The 17,583-nt window shown below is 70.3% G+C and carries 16 protein-coding genes; 7 read left to right on the top strand and 9 right to left on the bottom strand.

The annotated features are described in order from the left end of the window. Nucleotides 1-61 precede the first annotated feature (61 nt). From acnA to ABFC67_RS01610, 4 genes are all read right to left on the bottom strand, one after another. Entirely contained in the window at nt 62-2,806 is a 2,745-nt protein-coding gene (acnA, locus tag ABFC67_RS01625) for an aconitate hydratase AcnA (protein WP_346736288.1), read from the bottom strand. A 153-nt stretch (nt 2,807-2,959) separates the two neighbouring features. Beyond that, nucleotides 2,960-3,583 (bottom strand): high frequency lysogenization protein HflD, encoded by a 624-nt coding sequence (gene hflD, locus ABFC67_RS01620; RefSeq protein WP_346736287.1) that lies wholly within the window; start codon nt 3,581-3,583, stop codon nt 2,960-2,962. After that, nucleotides 3,580-4,695, bottom strand: coding sequence for a tRNA 2-thiouridine(34) synthase MnmA (gene mnmA, locus ABFC67_RS01615; protein WP_346736286.1), 1,116 nt, complete (start codon nt 4,693-4,695; stop codon nt 3,580-3,582). The genes hflD and mnmA overlap by 4 nt, the downstream gene beginning before the upstream one ends. A 1-nt stretch (nt 4,696) precedes the next feature. Further along, nucleotides 4,697-5,191 (bottom strand): NUDIX hydrolase, encoded by a 495-nt coding sequence (locus ABFC67_RS01610; protein WP_346736285.1) that lies wholly within the window; start codon nt 5,189-5,191, stop codon nt 4,697-4,699. Nucleotides 5,192-5,322: 131 nt separating this feature from the next. Here ABFC67_RS01610 and clpS point away from each other — a divergent pair, with 131 nt between their 5' ends. Next, on the top strand, nt 5,323-5,649 hold the full coding sequence (clpS, locus tag ABFC67_RS01605; protein WP_346736284.1) for an ATP-dependent Clp protease adapter ClpS: 327 nt from the start codon (nt 5,323-5,325) through the stop codon (nt 5,647-5,649). A gap of 51 nt (nt 5,650-5,700) precedes the next feature. Continuing rightward, the gene (gene clpA, locus ABFC67_RS01600) at nt 5,701-7,971 is read left to right on the top strand and encodes an ATP-dependent Clp protease ATP-binding subunit ClpA (RefSeq protein WP_346736283.1); all 2,271 of its coding nucleotides are present in this window, start codon (nt 5,701-5,703) and stop codon (nt 7,969-7,971) included. Nucleotides 7,972-8,021: 50 nt separating this feature from the next. Here the strand turns inward: clpA and infA are convergent, their stop codons facing one another. From infA to ABFC67_RS01585, 3 genes are all read right to left on the bottom strand, one after another. Beyond that, a complete protein-coding gene (gene infA / locus ABFC67_RS01595) occupies nt 8,022-8,240 on the bottom strand; it encodes a translation initiation factor IF-1 (protein WP_346736282.1) in 219 nt (72 codons plus the stop codon). 79 nt (nt 8,241-8,319) lie between these two features. After that, entirely contained in the window at nt 8,320-9,627 is a 1,308-nt protein-coding gene (locus ABFC67_RS01590) for a patatin-like phospholipase family protein (RefSeq protein WP_346736281.1), read from the bottom strand. A 79-nt stretch (nt 9,628-9,706) separates the two neighbouring features. Then, nucleotides 9,707-9,982, bottom strand: coding sequence for a polyhydroxyalkanoic acid system family protein (locus ABFC67_RS01585; protein WP_346736280.1), 276 nt, complete (start codon nt 9,980-9,982; stop codon nt 9,707-9,709). A 91-nt stretch (nt 9,983-10,073) separates the two neighbouring features. Between ABFC67_RS01585 and ABFC67_RS01580 the strand changes: the two genes are divergently transcribed. After that, nucleotides 10,074-10,829, top strand: a complete 756-nt coding sequence (locus ABFC67_RS01580; protein WP_346736279.1) for an FHA domain-containing protein — start codon at nt 10,074-10,076, stop codon at nt 10,827-10,829. Here ABFC67_RS01580 and ABFC67_RS01575 read toward each other — a convergent pair. Next, nucleotides 10,774-11,445, bottom strand: coding sequence for a protein-methionine-sulfoxide reductase heme-binding subunit MsrQ (locus ABFC67_RS01575; protein ID WP_346736278.1), 672 nt, complete (start codon nt 11,443-11,445; stop codon nt 10,774-10,776). The genes ABFC67_RS01580 and ABFC67_RS01575 overlap by 56 nt on opposite strands. Then, a complete protein-coding gene (gene msrP, locus ABFC67_RS01570; protein ID WP_346736277.1) occupies nt 11,445-12,419 on the bottom strand; it encodes a protein-methionine-sulfoxide reductase catalytic subunit MsrP in 975 nt (324 codons plus the stop codon). The genes ABFC67_RS01575 and msrP overlap by 1 nt, the downstream gene beginning before the upstream one ends. Nucleotides 12,420-12,564: 145 nt before the next feature. Here msrP and serC point away from each other — a divergent pair, with 145 nt between their 5' ends. From serC to aroA, 4 genes are all read left to right on the top strand, one after another. Further along, nucleotides 12,565-13,650 (top strand): 3-phosphoserine/phosphohydroxythreonine transaminase, encoded by a 1,086-nt coding sequence (serC, locus tag ABFC67_RS01565; RefSeq protein ID WP_346736276.1) that lies wholly within the window; start codon nt 12,565-12,567, stop codon nt 13,648-13,650. A gap of 107 nt (nt 13,651-13,757) precedes the next feature. After that, nucleotides 13,758-14,924, top strand: a complete 1,167-nt coding sequence (locus ABFC67_RS01560; protein WP_346736275.1) for a phosphoglycerate dehydrogenase — start codon at nt 13,758-13,760, stop codon at nt 14,922-14,924. After that, nucleotides 14,921-16,027: a histidinol-phosphate transaminase gene (gene hisC, locus ABFC67_RS01555; protein ID WP_346736274.1), complete on the top strand. Its 1,107-nt coding sequence runs from the start codon at nt 14,921-14,923 to the stop codon at nt 16,025-16,027. Before ABFC67_RS01560 ends, hisC begins: the two co-directional genes overlap by 4 nt. 8 nt (nt 16,028-16,035) lie before the next feature. Next, the gene (gene aroA / locus ABFC67_RS01550) at nt 16,036-17,346 is read left to right on the top strand and encodes a 3-phosphoshikimate 1-carboxyvinyltransferase (RefSeq protein ID WP_346736298.1); all 1,311 of its coding nucleotides are present in this window, start codon (nt 16,036-16,038) and stop codon (nt 17,344-17,346) included. The last annotated feature ends 237 nt before the right edge of the window (nt 17,347-17,583 follow it).

Raw genomic sequence — 17,583 nt, 5'->3', positions numbered from 1 at the left:
CGGTCCCTCCGCGGGGAAGGTTCGCGGAGGCGCGCGCGGCGCCTCCGCGAACGCGCGGGCGTCAGGCGGCCTTGCCCGATGCGAGCTGGCGCAGCACGTACTGCAGGATGCCGCCGTGGCGGAAGAACTCGCGCTCCTTGGGCGTGAGCAGCAGCACCTTGACGGCGAACTTCTTCTCGCCGGCGTCGCCCTTGGCCGTCACCATGGCTTCCTTCGCCTCGCCGTCGTCGAGGCCGGTGATCTCGAAGGTTTCCTTGCCGGTCAGCCCCAGCGACTTGGCGTTCTGGCCGTCCTTGAACTGCAGCGGCAGCACGCCCATGCCGACCAGGTTGGAGCGGTGGATGCGCTCGAAGCTTTCGGCGATCACCGCCTTCACGCCCAGCAGCAGGGTGCCCTTGGCCGCCCAGTCGCGCGACGAGCCGGTGCCGTACTCCTTGCCGGCGAGCACCACCAGCGGCGTCTTTTCCTGCTTGTACTTCATCGCCGCGTCGTAGATCGCCATCTGCTGGCCCGACGGCACGTGCAGGGTGTAGCCGCCCTCGACGCCGTCCAGCATCTGGTTCTTGATGCGGATGTTGGCGAAGGTGCCGCGCACCATCACGTCGTCGTTGCCGCGGCGCGAGCCGTAGGAGTTGAAGTCGACCGGCTGCACGCCGCGCTCGATCAGGAAGCGGCCCGCGGGCGAGTCCTTCTTGATCGCGCCGGCCGGCGAGATGTGGTCGGTGGTGATCGAGTCGCCGAACAGGCCGAGGCAACGCGCGCCGCGGATGTCCGCGATCGTGCCGACCGCCATCGTCATGCCTTCGAAGTAGGGCGGGTTCTTGATGTAGGTGGAATCGTCCCACTTGTAGAGGTCGCCGTCCGGCGAGGGGATCTGGTTCCAGCGGCTGTCGCCCTTGAACACGTCGGCGTAGTTCTTGGCGAACATTTCGGGCGTGAGCGCCCCGGCGATCAGTTCGCCGATTTCCTTGTTGGACGGCCAGATGTCCTTCAGGTACACCGGCTTGCCGTCCTTGCCCGTGCCGATCGGATCCTTGGACAGATCGATGTCGATGGTGCCGGCCAGCGCGTAGGCGACCACCAGCGGCGGCGAGGCGAGGTAGTTCATCTTCACCTCGGCATGCACGCGGCCCTCGAAGTTGCGGTTGCCGGACAGCACCGCGGCCACGGCGAGGTCGCCCTCGGCGACGCCCTTGCTGACTTCCTCCGGCAGCGGACCGGAGTTGCCGATGCAGGTGGTGCAGCCGTAGCCAACCAGGTAGAAGCCGAGCTTCTCCAGCTCCTCCAGCAGATGGGTCTTCTTGAGGTAGTCGGTGACCACCAGCGAGCCCGGCGCCAGCGAGGTCTTCACCCAAGGCTTGACCTTGAGCCCCTTCGCCGCGGCGTTCCTGGCCAGCAGGCCGGCGCCGAGCATCACCGCCGGGTTGGAGGTGTTGGTGCAGGAGGTGATCGCGGCGATCACCACCGCGCCGTCCTGCAGGTGGAACTCGACGCCGCGCATGCTGACGCGCGGACCCTTGGCCTGCGCGCTGGCGTCGTGGCCGACCGCGGTGCCGCCGCCCTCGTTGGCGAAGCGTTCGGCGTCGCCGTTCTTCGGCTTGCGGTTGGCGGTCAGCGGGCCGACGTTGTCGTGGAAGTTCTTTTGCATGTCGGTCAGCAGCACGCGGTCCTGCGGGCGCTTGGGGCCGGCCAGCGAAGGCTTGACCGTGGCGAGGTCCAGCTCCAGCGTGGCGCTGAATTCGGGCTGCGGCGTGTTTTCGTCGTGCCACAGGCCCTGCGCCCTGGCGTAGGCCTCGACCAGCGCGATCTGCGCGGCGCCGCGCCCGGACAGGCGCAGGTAGTTCAGCGCCTCGGCGTCGACCGGGAAGATGCCGCAGGTGGCGCCGTACTCCGGCGACATGTTGCCGATGGTGGCGCGATCGGCCACCGACAGGTGCTTCAGGCCCGGGCCGAAGAATTCGACGAACTTGCCGACCACGCCGAACTTGCGCAGCATCTGGGTGACGGTCAGCACCAGGTCGGTGGCGGTCGCGCCCTCGGGCAGGCGGCCGTTCAGCTTGAAGCCGACCACCTGCGGGATCAGCATCGAGGACGCCTGGCCCAGCATCGCCGCTTCCGCCTCGATGCCGCCGACGCCCCAGCCGAGCACGCCGATGCCGTTCACCATCGTGGTGTGCGAGTCGGTGCCGAACAGCGTGTCCGGGTAGGCCCAGGTCGTGCCGTCCGCCTCGCTGGACATGACCACCCGCGCCAGATGCTCCAGGTTGACCTGATGCACGATGCCGGTGCGCGGCGGCACCACCTTGAAGTTGCGGAACGACTTCTGGCCCCAGCGCAGGAAGCTGTAGCGCTCGCGGTTGCGCTTGAATTCGATGTTGACGTTCTCGTCCAGCGAGTCGGGGCCGCCGAAGGCGTCGACCTGCACGGAGTGGTCGATCACCAGTTCGGCCGGCGCCAGCGGATTGATCTTCTTCGGGTCGCCGCCGAGCTTGACCATGGCATCGCGCATCGCGGCGAGGTCGACCACGCAGGGCACGCCGGTGAAGTCCTGCAGCACCACGCGCGCCGGCATGAACGCGATCTCGGTGTCGGGCTCCTTCTTCGCGTCCCAGTTTGCCACCGCCTCGATCTCGCGCGCGGTGACGTTGACCCCGTCCTCGTGGCGCAGAAGGTTCTCGAGCAGGATCTTCATCGAGTAGGGCAGGCGCTTGAGGTCGAAGCGCTGGCCGAGCCTGGCCAGGCTGGCGAACGCGTAGCGCTGGCCGTTGACCTCGAGGGTGTCGCGGGTCGAAAACGAGTCTTTCATGCCGTGCTCCTGGCGTGGTTCGGCGGATGGGGAGACGGGCCGCAAGGCATCGCGCTGGGCGCGCGGGCGATCCGTGGCCCGTGGAAATCGGCCCATTATCGCCGAAACGTCGGCGCGCCGCGAACGCGCGCGCCCGCGGCCAAGGTCGGACGTTCAGCCGCCGCCGAGGGTCGCGCGGGACAGCAGGCCGCGCGCGAGCATGGCGCATTGACGACGCTGGAACAGCAGGCCCCAGTGGTTGCCGCCGAGCTGTCGCCACAGCACCGCCGCGCGCACGCCGGCGAGCAGGACGGCGCGGATGCGCTCGACCTGGGCGGGCTGCTGCAGGTGCAGCGGGTTGCCGGTGACCACGACGCGCGGGCGCACGGTGGAGAGGGTCTGCGCGTAGAGCTCGCCGAGCCGCGCGCTGACCGCCGCGTGGCCGAGTCCGAAGTGCTCGGCCTGGCGTTGCGCGGACAGGATGCCGTCCTGCAGGCGTTGGCGCAGGTCGGCGCGGCGGGCCAGCCTGCGCTCGATGCGCAGCAGGGTGAGCACGATCTGGGTGACGGCCAGGTCGCGGCGCGTGCCGTCGATCTGCGCGATCAGCGCGCGCATGCCGACGCGCACGCCGTCGAGGCCGCCGTAGACCGCCGCGGCGCTCTCGGCGTCGATGCGAAAGATGCTGCCGAGACTGGCCTCCAGCGCGGCCGCATCGCAGCGGCCTTCGGTGGCCAGCGCGCGGACCAGGGTGGCCGCCTGGGTCAGGCCGGCCAGCGCGATCACCTGGGACTCGTTCATGCCGCCTCCGGCGTTGCGTCGGCAAGGCCGCCGAACGGCGCGTCGGTGGCTTCGATCACGCCGCCGCCGAGGCATTCCTCGCCGAGGTAGAACACCACCGACTGGCCCGGCGTCACCGCGCGCTGCGCTTCGTCGAAGCGCACCTCGCAGCCGCCGTCGGCCAGGCGCAGCGTGCAGGCCTGGTCGGCCTGGCGATAGCGCGTCCTGGCGGTGCAGCGCAGTTCGGCCGCGGGCGCGGTGCCGGCGGTCCAGCTCAGCTCGCCGGCGCGCAAGCGCGTCGAGCGCAGCCAGCGGTTGTCGTCGCCCTGGGCGACATACAGCACGTTGGCGGCGACGTCCTTGCCGACCACGTACCAGGGCGCGCCGGACGCCGCGCGGCGCCCGCCGATGCCCAGCCCCTGGCGCTGGCCGAGGGTGTAGTACATGACGCCCGCGTGCGCGCCGACGGACAACCCCGCGGGCGTGCGGATCTCGCCCGGCCGCGCCGGCAGGTAGCGCGCCAGGAAGCTGCGGAAGTCGCGCTCGCCGATGAAGCAGATGCCGGTGGAGTCCTTCTTGGCGTGCACGCCAAGCCCCGCCTCGCGCGCCAGCCGGCGCACCGCCGGCTTGGCCAGCTCGCCGACCGGGAACAGCGTCGCGCCGAGCTGTGCCTGGCCCAGCGTGTAGAGGAAATAGCTCTGGTCCTTGGCCGCGTCGGCGCCGCGCAGCAGCCGCCAGCGGCCGTCGTGGCAATCGGTGCGCGCGTAGTGGCCGGTGGCAATCTTCTCCGCGCCGAGCGCGCGGGCGTGCTCCAGGAAAGTCTTGAACTTGATCTCGCGGTTGCACAGCACGTCCGGGTTGGGCGTGCGGCCGCTGCGGTACTCGGCAAGGAAGTGCTCGAACACGCCGTCCCAGTATTCGGCGGCGAAGTTGCGCAGGTGCAGGGGCAGGCCGAGCGTGGCGCAGACCGCCACGGCGTCCTTGCGGTCGGCGTCGGCGCGGCAGGGGCTCTGGCGCCCGTCCTCTTCCCAGTTCTGCATGAACATGCCGGCGACCTCGTGCCCGGCGCGCTGCAGCAGCAGGGCCGCCACTGCGGAATCCACCCCGCCCGAAATGCCGGCGATGACGCGCATGTCAGCTCCCGGCGGTCAGCGGGAAGGCGCGCACCGTGTCCAGCGGCAGGCGCTGCCCGGCCAGCCAGGCGTCGATGCTGAGCAGCACCAGCGGACTGCGCAGCCGTCGCGTCGCATCCAGCGCCGCGATCTCCGCACGGGTCAGCCAGTGCGGGCACACGATGCCGTGGTCGAGCGGACGGGCGGCGTGGTGGTGGCGCGGGCGCGCGGCGAAGGTGAAGCGCACGATGTGGTCGCCGTGCACCGGGCTGTACCACTGCTGCACGCCGACGAAGTGCTCCAGCTCGACGTCCCAGCCGGTTTCCTCGAGCGTTTCGCGCCGTGCCGCGTCGGCCAGGCTCTCGCCGGGCTCGAGATGTCCGGCCGGCTGGTTGTAGCACAGCTCGCCGCGCACGGCCTCCTCGACCATCAGGAAGCGGTCGCCGTCGGCGACCACGGCGGCCACGGTCACGTGCGGGCGCCAGATCTCGGTTTCGCGTTCCGGTGCGGTCGTCATGGCTGGGCAGATGGGGGCGGCGCAGGCGCCGGAAAAGTGCGGATTGTGCCATCACCGGGGACGGACGCGGTTCACGGCGCCGGTATCGCGGCAGCGTATACTTGCTGCCAACGGAGAACATCCCCAGCGCCATGGCCCAAGAACCGGATCGCACCCCCGAGCTCGAACACGGCGTGGCGGTCGAAACGTCGAAGCCCGAGCTGCAGCGCCCGCCGCTGTTCCAGGTCGTGTTGCTGAACGACGATTACACGCCGATGGACTTCGTGGTGATCATCCTGGAGACCTTCTTCAGCATGAATCGCGAGCGCGCCACCCAGGTGATGCTGCACGTGCACACCCGCGGCAAGGGCGTGTGCGGCGTCTACACCCGCGAAGTGGCCGAGACCAAGGTCACCCAGGTCAACGAGTTCTCGCGCGCCCACCAGCATCCTCTGCTGTGCACTATGGAAAAGCTCTAGTCGCCCCCATTTCCCGACCGTGACCGAACCCCCACGACGGAGACGATCCGGATGTTCAGCAAGGATCTCGAACTCACCATCGGCCAGTGCTACAAGGAGGCCCGCGAGCAGCGCCACGAATTCATGACCGTGGAGCACCTGCTGCTTGCGCTGCTCGAGAATCCGTCGGCGGCGGCAGTGTTGCGTGCCTGCGGCGCGGACATCGACAAGCTCGGCAAGGACCTGCGCGCGATCATCGCCGAAACCGTGCCGGTGCTGCCACCCAACGACGAGCGCGACACCCAGCCGACGCTCGGTTTCCAACGCGTGCTGCAGCGCGCCGTCTACCACGTGCAGTCCTCCGGCCGCAAAGAGGTCACCGGCGCCAACGTGCTGGTGGCGATCTTCGGCGAGAAGGATTCGCACGCCGTGTACTTCCTGCACCAGCAGGAGGTCAGCCGGCTCGACGTGGTCAACTACATCTCGCACGGCATCGCCAAGATCGGCCAGGAGCCCGGCCCGCAGCCGGCGGCCGGCGACCGCGACGCCGAGGAGGGCAGCGAGCCGAAGGGCAACCCGCTGACCGAATACGCCTCCAACCTCAACGAGCTGGCCCGGCAGGGCAAGATCGACCCGCTGATCGGCCGCGCCGAAGAGGTCGAGCGCACCATCCAGGTGCTGTGCCGCCGGCGCAAGAACAACCCGCTCTACGTGGGCGAGGCCGGCGTCGGCAAGACCGCGCTGGCGGAAGGCCTGGCCAAGCGCATCGTCGAGGGCGAGGTGCCGGAGGTGCTGAAGGACTGCACGATCTGGGCGCTCGACCTTGGTGCGCTGGTCGCCGGCACCAAGTACCGCGGCGATTTCGAGAAGCGCCTGAAGGCGGTGATCGCGCAGCTCAGGAAGGAGCCGAAGTCGATCCTGTTCATCGACGAGATCCACACCATCATCGGCGCCGGCTCGGCGTCGGGCGGCACCATGGACGCGTCGAACCTGATCAAGCCGATGCTGGCTTCGGGCGAGCTGCGCTGCATCGGCTCGACCACGTTCCAGGAATTCCGCGGCATCTTCGAGAAGGACCGCGCGCTGGCGCGGCGCTTCCAGAAGATCGACATCGTCGAGCCGTCCATCGCCGACAGCGTGGAGATCCTCAAGGGCCTGAAGACGCGCTTCGAGGAGCACCACAAGGTGCAGTACACCAACGAGGCGCTGCAGGCCGCGGTCGACCTGTCGGTGCGGCACATCGCCGACCGCCTGCTGCCGGACAAGGCGATCGACGTGATCGACGAGGCCGGCGCGCGCCAGCGCCTGCTGCCCGAGGAAAAGCGCAGCGGCACGGTCGACGTGCCCGACATCGAGCTGATCGTCGCGCGCATGGCGCGCATCCCGCCCAAGCAGGTCTCGGCGTCGGACCGCGACGTGCTGAAGAACCTCGACCGCAACCTGAAGATGGTCGTGTTCGGCCAGGACACCGCGATCGACGCGCTGGCCGCCTCGATCAAGATGGCGCGCTCAGGGCTGGGCAACCCGTCCAAGCCGATCGGCTGCTTCCTGCTGGCCGGCCCGACCGGCGTCGGCAAGACCGAGGTCACCCGCCAGCTCGCCATGCAGCTCGGCATCGAGCTGATCCGCTTCGACATGTCCGAGTACATGGAAGCGCACTCGGTGTCGCGCCTGATCGGCGCGCCCCCGGGCTACGTCGGCTTCGACCAGGGCGGCCTGCTGACCGAGGCGGTGACCAAGCACCCGCACTGCGTGCTGCTGCTGGACGAGATCGAGAAGGCACACCCGGACGTCTACAACATCCTGCTGCAGATCATGGACCGCGGCGCGCTGACCGACACCAACGGCCGCGAGGCGAACTTCAAGAACGTGATCGTGGTGATGACCACCAACGCCGGCGCGCAGCAGGCCGCGCGCCGCACCATCGGCTTCGTCGAGCAGGATCATGCGCTCGACGCGATGGAGGTGATCCGCCGCAGCTTCACGCCCGAATTCCGCAACCGCCTCGACGCGGTCATCCAGTTCAAGGCGCTGGACTTCGAGCACATCCTGCGCGTGGTCGACAAGTTCATCATCGAACTGGAGGCCCAGCTCAACGAGAAGCGCGTCGCCCTGCACGTCGATGCGGAAGCGCGGCGCTGGCTGGCCGAGCACGGCTTCGACCCGCAGATGGGCGCGCGGCCGATGGCGCGGGTGATCCAGGAACACGTCAAGCGCCCGCTTGCCGACGAGCTGCTGTTCGGCAAGCTGGCCGGCGGCGGCAAGGTCAGGCTCGGCGTGCGCGACGGCGAGCTGTTCGTCGAAACCGAAGCGGCGGAGAAATTGCCGGCCGTGGTCGAGTAGGCGCGGCGAATGCGGCGGATGCGGAAAGGGCGGGGATATCCCGCCCTTTCTCATTTCATGCGGTAGGTGATCCGGCCCTTGGTCAGATCGTAGGGCGTCATCTCGATGCGCACCTTGTCGCCGGTAAGGATGCGGATGTAGTGCTTGCGCATGCGCCCGGAAATGTGCGCGGTGATGACGTGCCCGTTCTCCAGCTGCACGCGGAACATGGTGTTGGGAAGCGTCTCCAGCACCGTGCCTTCCATTTCGATGACGTCGTCTTTGGCCATGTATCCGTGTTCGGCACGCCGCGAAAGCGCGGCGGAAGGCGGCGATTCTGCCACGTCGGGCGGCGCGGTTAAAGTTTCGTCAGCCCGCGGCGTGGCTGCCTTCGTCGCGCGGAGGCGTCGCCTTGGGCCGGCGCGGACGGCGCGAGCGCGGGCCGCGCGTGCGGCGCTGGCGCAACGCGCTGTCCAGCTCGTCCAGCGCATCGGCCAGCGCCGCGGCCGAGCGCGCGGCGCCGGTGTAGACCGGCAGGCTGGCGTGCAGGGTGCGCGCGGTGGCCAGGCGCTCCATGTCCAGCGCCAGGCCGTGGCGGGCCAGCAGCGGCGTCAGTTCGGCGGCGCGCGCGGCCAGGTCGTGGCGGGTGGTGCGGAACGCCAGCTCGGCGATGCGCACGCGCTGGGTGTAGCTGAAGATGTTGGTGAAGAACAGCTCGACGTCGTCGGGGTGCGGTTCGACCAGCACCATGTCCGCACGAGGATAGTTGTGCGCGTACTTGCTCAGCCCGGTCTGCATGCGTGAAGTGAGCAGGGTGCGGAAGGTCTGCGAGAGGACGCCGGGCAGTCCGCCGCGGGCCAGGGTGTCCGGAATCCTGCGGCCGGCGGCCTGGGCGAGGTCGGCATCGAACGGCACCAGCGGATTCACGCCGAGCACCAGCGACACGCCCTCGTCGAATGCGGCGGATGCGTGCAGGGTGCGCGCCAGCGCGCCGTCCACGTACCAGCGGCCGCCGATCTTGACCGGCGGATACAGGCCGGGCAGGGCCGCACTGGCCTCGACCGCGCGCGAAATGGGCACGTGGTCCAGCCCCGGCGAGCCGAAGCGCACCGCCTTGCCGGAGTCCAGCTCCACCGCCACCACGTAGAGCTTGCGCTGCAGCGCGCGGAAGTCGTTGGTGCGGCCGTCCTTCGCCAGCACGCGGCGCAGGAAACCTTCCACCGAGTCGTTGTCGAACATGCCGGTGGGCAGCAGGCTGCCCATGCGCAGCAGCACGTCGGACAGGCGGGTGTCGAACGGATTGCGCGCGGCCGCCCAGACCCATTCGAGGAACGCGCGCGGCAGGGTGGCCGCGTGCTTGACGTATTCCAGCACCGCCGGACGCATGAAGTCCTCGGGGCGGAACGGGATGTCGGCCGAATCCCCGGTCAGGAAGATGCGCGTCATCTCCACCGTCGAGATGCCGTTGGCCAGTCCGGCGGCGAGGAACGAGCCGGAGCTGACCCCGACGTAGACGTCGAGCGTGTCCAGGTCCAGTCCGACGATGCTGTCCTCGAGCGCGCGCAGCGCGCCCAGCTCCCACATGGCGCCGATCGGACCGCCGCCGGCGATCGCCAGGCCGATGCGCTGGCGTTCGCGCTTGCCGCGGGGCGGGTGCGCGGCGTTCAGCAGCAGCATGGAAGGTTCCCCAGGCGCATCGACACGGGATTGTAGCGGTCGCGGCCGTCCCTACAAGCCTGCGTGTGAGCGACATCCATCACGCGAAATGCTCGTCGAGCCGGCGCCGGATCTCGTCCTCGATCATCGGCTTCATCATCAGCAGCATGAAGCCGAGGTCGGCGTGCACGCGCACGCTGTCCGCGGCGATGACGATGCCGCCCCTCACGCCCGAGCGCACGAACACCAGGGTATTGCCGTCCCAACTGCTCTCGATCTCGAACTTCTCCGCCATCGCGTAGGCAACGTCGTCCACGACCGCGCGCGCCTTCTTCAGGCCCAGGCCGTGCTTGCGCTGGATGTCGATGCTTGGCATGAAGCGATCCGTTCCGGGAGGCCGCCCGATCATACGCGGCCGAGGGCGGGATTTGCCGTGCTACAGTTCGCGCGGCGCAGAGAGGGCCGGCATGCGGATCGTTTTCCTGAACGGGGAGCACCCCGACGTCGACAGTGCGGCCGAGCGGCTGCGCGTCGGCTCCGCGCCCGACAATGACGTCGTGCTGCGCGCGGCAGAGGTGGCCGCGCACCATCTCACCCTGTTCCAGGACCGGCGCGGGCTGGTGCTCGCGGTCGAGCCCGGCGCGAGCCGCGTCCACGTCAACGCGCGGCCGGTGCGCGAGAAAGCCCTGCTGCGCTTCGGCGACGTGCTCAGCGTCGGTTCGGCGAAGTGCCTGCTGCAGCCCGATCCCGGCGCCGAAGCGGAGCGCACCCCGCCGGCCGCGCCGGTGGAGACCGGCGACCGCCCCGGCCGCGCCGCGCTGCGCGCGGTGGCTGGGCCGCTGTCGGGCCACCTGCTGGGAATCGACGGTCGGCTCGACCTGCCGTTGGCCGAGCTGGCGCCGGCCGGCGTCGCGGTCGAGCTGCGCGATGGCGCGCTGTGGCTGGAGACGCGCGGCACCATCGTGCAGATCAACGGCGTCGCCGCGCGCCAGGCGCGGCTGGCGCCCGGCGACCAGTTGTGCGTCGGCGCGCACCGCTACGTGATCGAGGCGCCCGGGTTGCAGGCCGAGGCCAGCCTGGCGCGGCAGCGGGTCGCGTTCGTGCCGCACGAGGCGGCCTTCCCCGAGGACACCGCCGGCCCACGCGGCGAAGTATGGTGGCTGATCGTCACCGCCGCGCTGCTGGGTCTGGGCATCGCGCTGCTGCTGCTGTTCCGGCCCTGAGCGCCCGCAGGCCGTCGCGCAGGCGCGCCCAGGGTATCCGCCACAGCATCAGCGCGGCGAACGCGGCGCCGTAGTACAGCGGCTCGCGGTTGGCGATCGCGTTGCCCGACTTCACCATCCAGGCGTAGTGCAGCACGCCCAGCAGCGGGATGAGGTAGACGATGCGGTGCATCTGCTGCCAGCGCCGGCCGAGCCGCCGCATCATGCCCTTGGTCGAGGTGAGCGCCAGCGGGATCAGCAGCAGCCATGCGGTGAAGCCGACGGTGATGTAGGGCTTCCTGGCGATCTCGGCGAAGATCTGCGACCAGAAGCCGCCGAGATCGATCACCAGATAGATGCCCATGTGCACGCAGACATAGAAGAATGCGAACAGGCCGAGCAGGCGCCGATAGCGCACCAGCTTCGACACGCCGGTGACGCGGCGCAGCGGCGTCACCGCCAGCGTGGCCAGCAGCAGGCGCAGCGCCCAATCGCCGCTGCGGTGCTCGAGCTGCGCCACCGGGTCGGGGCCGAGCGTGCCCTGCGCCGCGTTCCAGGCCAGCAGCACCAGCGGCAGCAGGCACAGGGCGAACAGCGGCGGCTTGCTCAGGGCCACCCAGTCCCGGCGGCGCGCCATCAGAAGTCCCGCCTGAGGTCCATGCCGGCATACAGCGACGCGACCTGCTCGGCGTAGCCGTTGAACGGCCGCGTGGCGATGCGGTTGCCGAACAGGCCGAAGCCCGTGCCGGTGATGCGGCGTTCGGTGGCCTGGCTCCAGCGCGGATGGTCCACCGCCGGATTGACGTTGGCGTAGAAGCCGTACTCGTCGGGGGCGGCGCGGTTCCACGCGGTGGCCGGCTGGCGCTCGGTGAAGGCGATGCGCACGATGCTCTTGATGCCCTTGAAGCCGTACTTCCACGGCAACACCAGGCGCAGCGGCGCGCCGTTCTGGTTGGGCAGCGTGCGCCCGTACAGGCCGACGGCGAGGATCGCCAGCGGGTGCATCGCCTCGTCGATGCGCAGGCCCTCGGTGTACGGCCAGTCCAGCACCGGGTAGGCCAGCCCGGGCATCTCGCCCGGCCGGTTCACGGTGGTGAAGGCGACGTACTTCGCCTTCGAGGTCGGACGGAAGCGCTTCAGCAGGTCGCCCAGCGGAAAGCCGACCCACGGGATCACCATCGACCACGCTTCCACGCAGCGCATGCGGTAGACGCGTTCCTCCAGCGGGTGCGGTTTCAGCAGGTCCTCCAGCGCGAAGCGGCCGGTGATTTCCGCCTCGCCGGCGATCTCGACGCTCCACGGTTCAGGCCGGAATCGCCCGGAATTCTTCGCCGGATCGTCCTTGGCGGTGCCGAACTCGTAGTAATTGTTGTAGCGGGTGGCGGCGTCCATGTCGGTCATCGGCTCGCCGACGACGTTGGCGCCGCGTTTTGCGATCTCCAGCGCGCCGCCGCCGTCGGCGGGGACCGCCTGGCTCTCCGCGCCGCGTCCGCAGCCGGCCAGCGCCAGCGGGCCCAGCGCCAGCGCCTTGAGGATCGCCCGGCGGCGGCGATGGACGCCTTCGGGCGTGATTTCGCCGGGAAGAATGTCTGGCGGTCGGCGGATCAGCATGCGGCCTCCACGGGTGTCATGCCATCGGGACCGGCGCGTCGGCCGCGTGCTTACAGCGGGTTGCGCGAGCCCCTTGTGAAGCGCGCCGGCTTGTGTTCATGTTGCATTGCCGCATGCGCGGCGTGAAGCGAAGAGGAACGGCACCGTGGCCCGAGTATGGAACTTCAGCGCCGGTCCGGCCGCGCTGAGCGAGGAGGTACTGCGCGAGGCCCAGCGCGATCTGCTGGACTGGCACGGCATCGGCGCTTCGGTGATGGAACTGTCGCATCGCGGCAAGGCCTTCATCGCATTGGCCGAGCAGGCCGAACGCGACCTGCGCGACCTGCTCGCCGTACCCGCCGGTTACAAAGTGCTGTTCCTGCAGGGCGGCGCCACCCAGCACTTCGCGCAGATCCCGATGAATCTCGCCGCCGACGGCCAGAGCGCCGACTACATCGTCGGCGGACACTGGAGCGAGAAGGCGGTGCGGGAGTCCGCGCCCTACGTGCAGGCGCGCGTCGCCGCCAGTTCCGCGGCGCAGGGCTACACGCGGCTGCCGCCGCGCGCGGAGTGGGATCTCAATCCCGGCGCAGCCTACGTGCACATCACGACCAACGAAACCATCCACGGCGTCGAGTACCGCGATATTCCCCGCGTTGGCGATGTGCCCCTGGTTGCGGACATGTCGTCGAACATCCTCTCGGAACCGCTGGACGTCGGCCGCTTCGGGCTGATCTACGCCGGCGCGCAGAAGAACATCGGCCCCGCCGGCCTGGTGGTGATGATCGTGCGCGAGGACCTGCTGGCGCGCCAGCCGCGGCCGCTGCCGAAGATCTTCCGCTACGCCGAGCATGCCGCCCAGGGTTCCATGCTGAACACGCCCAACACCTGGGGCTGGTACATCGCCGGGCTCACGTTCAAGTGGTTGAAGGCGCAGGGCGGCCTGGCGGCGATGGCGGAGCGCAACCGGCGCAAGGCCGAGCTGCTGTACGCCTGCATCGACGGCTCCGGCGGCTACTACTGCAACCCGGTCGATCCGGCCGCGCGCTCGCGCATGAACGTGCCGTTCACCCTGCACGACGCCGCGCTCGACAAGGCCTTCCTGGAAGAGTCCGAGCGCGCCGGTCTGCTGGCGCTGAAGGGCCACAAGGCGGTCGGCGGCATGCGCGCCTCGCTGTACAACGCGGTGCCGCTGCAGGCGGTCGAGGCGCTGGTCGGGTTCATGCGCGAATTCATGCGGCAGCACGGCTGACGCCGAGGCACGACCATAACGACAAGCAGGGAAGCGGCATCGGCGTCAGCAGACGCCGCGCGGCGGCGCCGGGGGAGGGCGGGCCGCGATTTCACCGAAGAGACACCATGTTCACGATCCAGACCCTCAACACCATCGCGCGCGCCGGCCTCGAGCGGCTGCCTCCGGCGCGCTACCAGATCGGCGAGCGCTTCGACGCGCCGGACGCGATCCTGTTGCGCTCGGCGGACCTGCACGCACGGCCGATCCCGGCCACGGTCAAGGCGGTTGCGCGCGCCGGCGCCGGCGTCAACAACATCCCCGTGGCCGAGCTGTCGCGCCGCGGCGTGCCGGTGTTCAACGCGCCCGGCGCCAACGCCAACGCGGTGAAGGAGCTGGTCGTCGCCGGCATGCTGCTGGCCGCGCGCAACCTGGCCGACGCGCTGGCGTTCGTGCACACGCTGCAGCCGGATGCCGAGCTGGACCACCACGTCGAAGCCGAGAAGAAGCGCTTCGTCGGCGGCGAACTGGCCGGCAAGACGCTCGGCGTGGTCGGCCTGGGCGCGATCGGCGTCAAGGTCGCCAACGCCGCCTACGCGCTCGGCATGCGCGTGGTCGGCTTCGACCCGCACATGACCGTCGAGGGCGCCTGGCAGCTCGACGCCAGCGTGCAGCGCGCCGCCTCGCTCAACCAACTGTTCGCGACCAGCGATTACGTCAGCTTCCACGTGCCGTTGAACGATGCCACCCGCGGTCTGTTCGGCGCCGCCGCGCTGCAGGTGGCGAAGCCGGGCGTGGTGCTGCTCAACTTCGCCCGCGACGGCATCGTCGCCATGGAGACACTCGTCGCCGGCCTGGGCGACGGACGCATCCGCCGCTACGTCACCGACTTCCCGCATGCCGACCTGCTCGGCCATCCGCGCGTGATCGCGCTGCCGCACCTTGGCGCCTCCACCGGCGAGGCCGAGGAGAACTGCGCGGTGATGGTGGTGGAGCAACTGCGCGACTTCCTCGAGCACGGCAACGTCCAGCATGCGGTCAACTTCCCGTCGATCCGCATGCCGCGCGAAGGCCGCACGCGCATCTGCATCGCCAACGCCAACCGGCCGAACATGATCGGCCAGCTCTCGCACGCGCTCGGCGAGGCCGGCGTCAACATCGCGCAGATGCACAACGCCTCGCGCGGCGAACTTGCCTACAACCTGGTCGACGTCGACGCCGCGGTACCGCCCACATTGGTGCGCACGATCGGAGCGATCGACGGCATTCTCGCGGTGCGCGTGATCGACGGATGAGCTTCGACGCGGCCCGACTGGCGAACGCGGCAGCGGCGACGCTGCGCGCCTACGATCCCGGCCATGATCTGCCGGCGCTGCGCCGGCGCTTCGGCGCGACGCTGGCGGAACTGGGCTCGAACGAGAATCCGCTCGGTCCCAGCCCGCTCGCGCTCGATGCCGTGCGCGCGGCGCTGGCGGACGCGTTTCGCTATCCGGACCCGCGCGGCGCGGCGCTGAAGGCGGCGCTGGCGGCACGGTTCGGCGTGGACGCCGCGCGCATCACGCTCGGCAACGGTTCGCACGAATTGCTGATGCTGCTGGCGCAATGCTTCGCCGACGCCGCGCATTCGGTGGCGTTCTCGCAGCACGGCTTCGCCGTGTTCCCGATCGCCGCGGCCGCCGCCGGCGCTGAGGCGATCGTCGTGCCGGCGCTGCCGCGCACGCACCCGACCGCGCCCTACGGCCACGACCTCGACGCGCTTGCGACGGCGGTGCGCGCGGACACGCGCATCGTCTATCTGGCCAACCCCAACAATCCGACCGGCACCTGGTTCGACGACGCCGCGCTGGCGGAACTGCTTGCACGCGTGCCGCGCGACGTGCTGGTGGTGGTCGACGAGGCCTACCACGAATACGTCGACGCACCGGGGCTGGGCACGGCGCTGCGCTTCGCCGAGGGCCATCCCAATCTGATCGTGACGCGCACCTTCTCCAAGGCCTACGGGCTGGCCGGCCTGCGCGTCGGCTGCATGATCAGCCATCCGACGGTGGCGGCGGTGCTGGAGCGCCTGCGCGAATCCTTCAACGTCAACAGCCTCGCGCTGGCGGCGGCCGAGGCCGCGCTGGGCGACCGCGCGCACCTCGAACGGGTGCGCGCCTCCAATCGCGACGAGCGTGCCTGGTTGGGCGCGGAACTGCGCGCACGCGGCTACGCCGCGCTGCCCTCGCAGACCAACTTCCTGCTGCTCGACCTCGACCGCGCCGCCGCGCCGCTGGAGCGCCACCTGTTCGCGCATGGCGTGGTGGTGCGGCCAATGGACGGCTACGGCCTGCCGCACACGCTGCGTGTCAGCGTCGGCAGCCGCGGCGAAAACCGGCGCCTGCTGGAGGCGCTGCCGTGAGCGCAACCATGGACTGGATCAGCGCGCCCTCCGGCCCGCTGCGCGGCGAGCTCGCCGTGCCCGGCGACAAGTCGGTTTCGCATCGCGCGGTGATGCTGGCGGCGCTGGCCGACGGCGCTTCGCGTATCCGCGGCTTCCTCGAGGGCGAGGACACCCGCGCCACCGCCGCCGTGTTCGCGCGCATGGGCGTGCGCGTCGAGGCACCCTCGCCGGGCGAGCGCATCGTGCACGGTGTCGGCCTGCACGGGCTGGCCGCGCCCGAACGCCCGCTGGACTGCGGCAACTCGGGCACAGGCATGCGCCTGCTGGCCGGCCTGCTGGCCGGGCAGGCGTTCGACGCCGAACTGGTCGGCGACGCCTCGCTGTCGCGGCGGCCGATGGGGCGGGTGATCGAACCGCTGACCGCGATGGGCGCAAGCATCGAAACCGAACCGGGCGGCTTGCCGCCGCTGCGCATCCGCGGCGGGCGGCGCCTGCACGGCATCGCCTACGCGCCGCCGGTGGCGAGCGCGCAGGTCAAGTCCGCCGTGCTGCTGGCTGGCCTGTACGCCGGGGGCGAAACCGCGGTGCGCGAGCTGCGTCCGACCCGCGACTACACCGAGCGCATGCTGGGCGCGTTCGGCTGGCCGGTCGCCTGCGGCCCCGGCTGGGCGCGACTGGCCGGCGGCGGCGGGCGCCTGCGCGCCACCGATGTCGAGGTGCCGGCGGATTTTTCCTCGGCGGCGTTCTTCATCGTCGCCGCCACGCTGGTCCCCGGCTCGGAGCTGCGCCTGCGCAGGGTCGGCCTGCATCCGCGCCGCACCGGCCTGCTCGCCGCGCTGCGCCGCATGGGCGCCGACATCCGCGAGGATGATCCGCGCGAGGAGGGCGGCGAGCCGGTTGCCGACCTGATCGTGCGCCACGCGCCGCTGACCGGCATCGACCTGCCCGAGGCGCTGGTGGCCGACATGATCGACGAATTCCCGGCCCTGTTCGTGGCCGCCGCTGCCGCGCGCGGCAGCACGACCATCCGCGGCGCGGACGAACTGCGCGTGAAGGAGTCCGACCGCATCGCGGTGATGGCGCACGGCCTGCGCACGCTCGGCGTGCGTGTCGAGGAACGCCCCGACGGCGCGGCGATCGAGGGCGGCGCCATCGGCCCCGGCGAGGTCGACAGCGCCGGCGATCACCGCTGCGCGATGGCCTTCGCCGTGGCCGGCCTGCTGGCGCGAGGTCCGGTGCGCGTCGGCAACTGCAGCAACGTCGCCACCTCGTTCCCAGGCTTCATCGACCTGGCCAACGGCTGCGGTTTCGCGCTCAGGACGATGGTGGACAACTAGGGGATTCGCAATCCCCGACTCGGATACTGCTCGCGAGTGTTCCTGCGGCGGGCGGCTCGGCAGGCGAGCATCGCAGCGGCCTTCGACTCTTGTCTCCCTCGCCCGCCTCCGGCGGGAGAGCAACTGTGTTGATCGTCAAGCCGGTTTTGCCAGATCGGGGTTCCAGCGTGTGCCGTCGCGGACCATGGCATTGAGGATGGTGAGCAACTTGCGCATGCAGGCGACGATGGCGACCTT

The sequence above is a fragment of the Mizugakiibacter sp. genome (genome assembly GCF_039680435.1).
Taxonomy (GTDB): domain Bacteria; phylum Pseudomonadota; class Gammaproteobacteria; order Xanthomonadales; family Rhodanobacteraceae; genus Mizugakiibacter.
The sequence above is the reverse complement of the archived record's forward strand: the minus strand, read 5'-3'. Positions and strand labels throughout refer to the sequence as shown.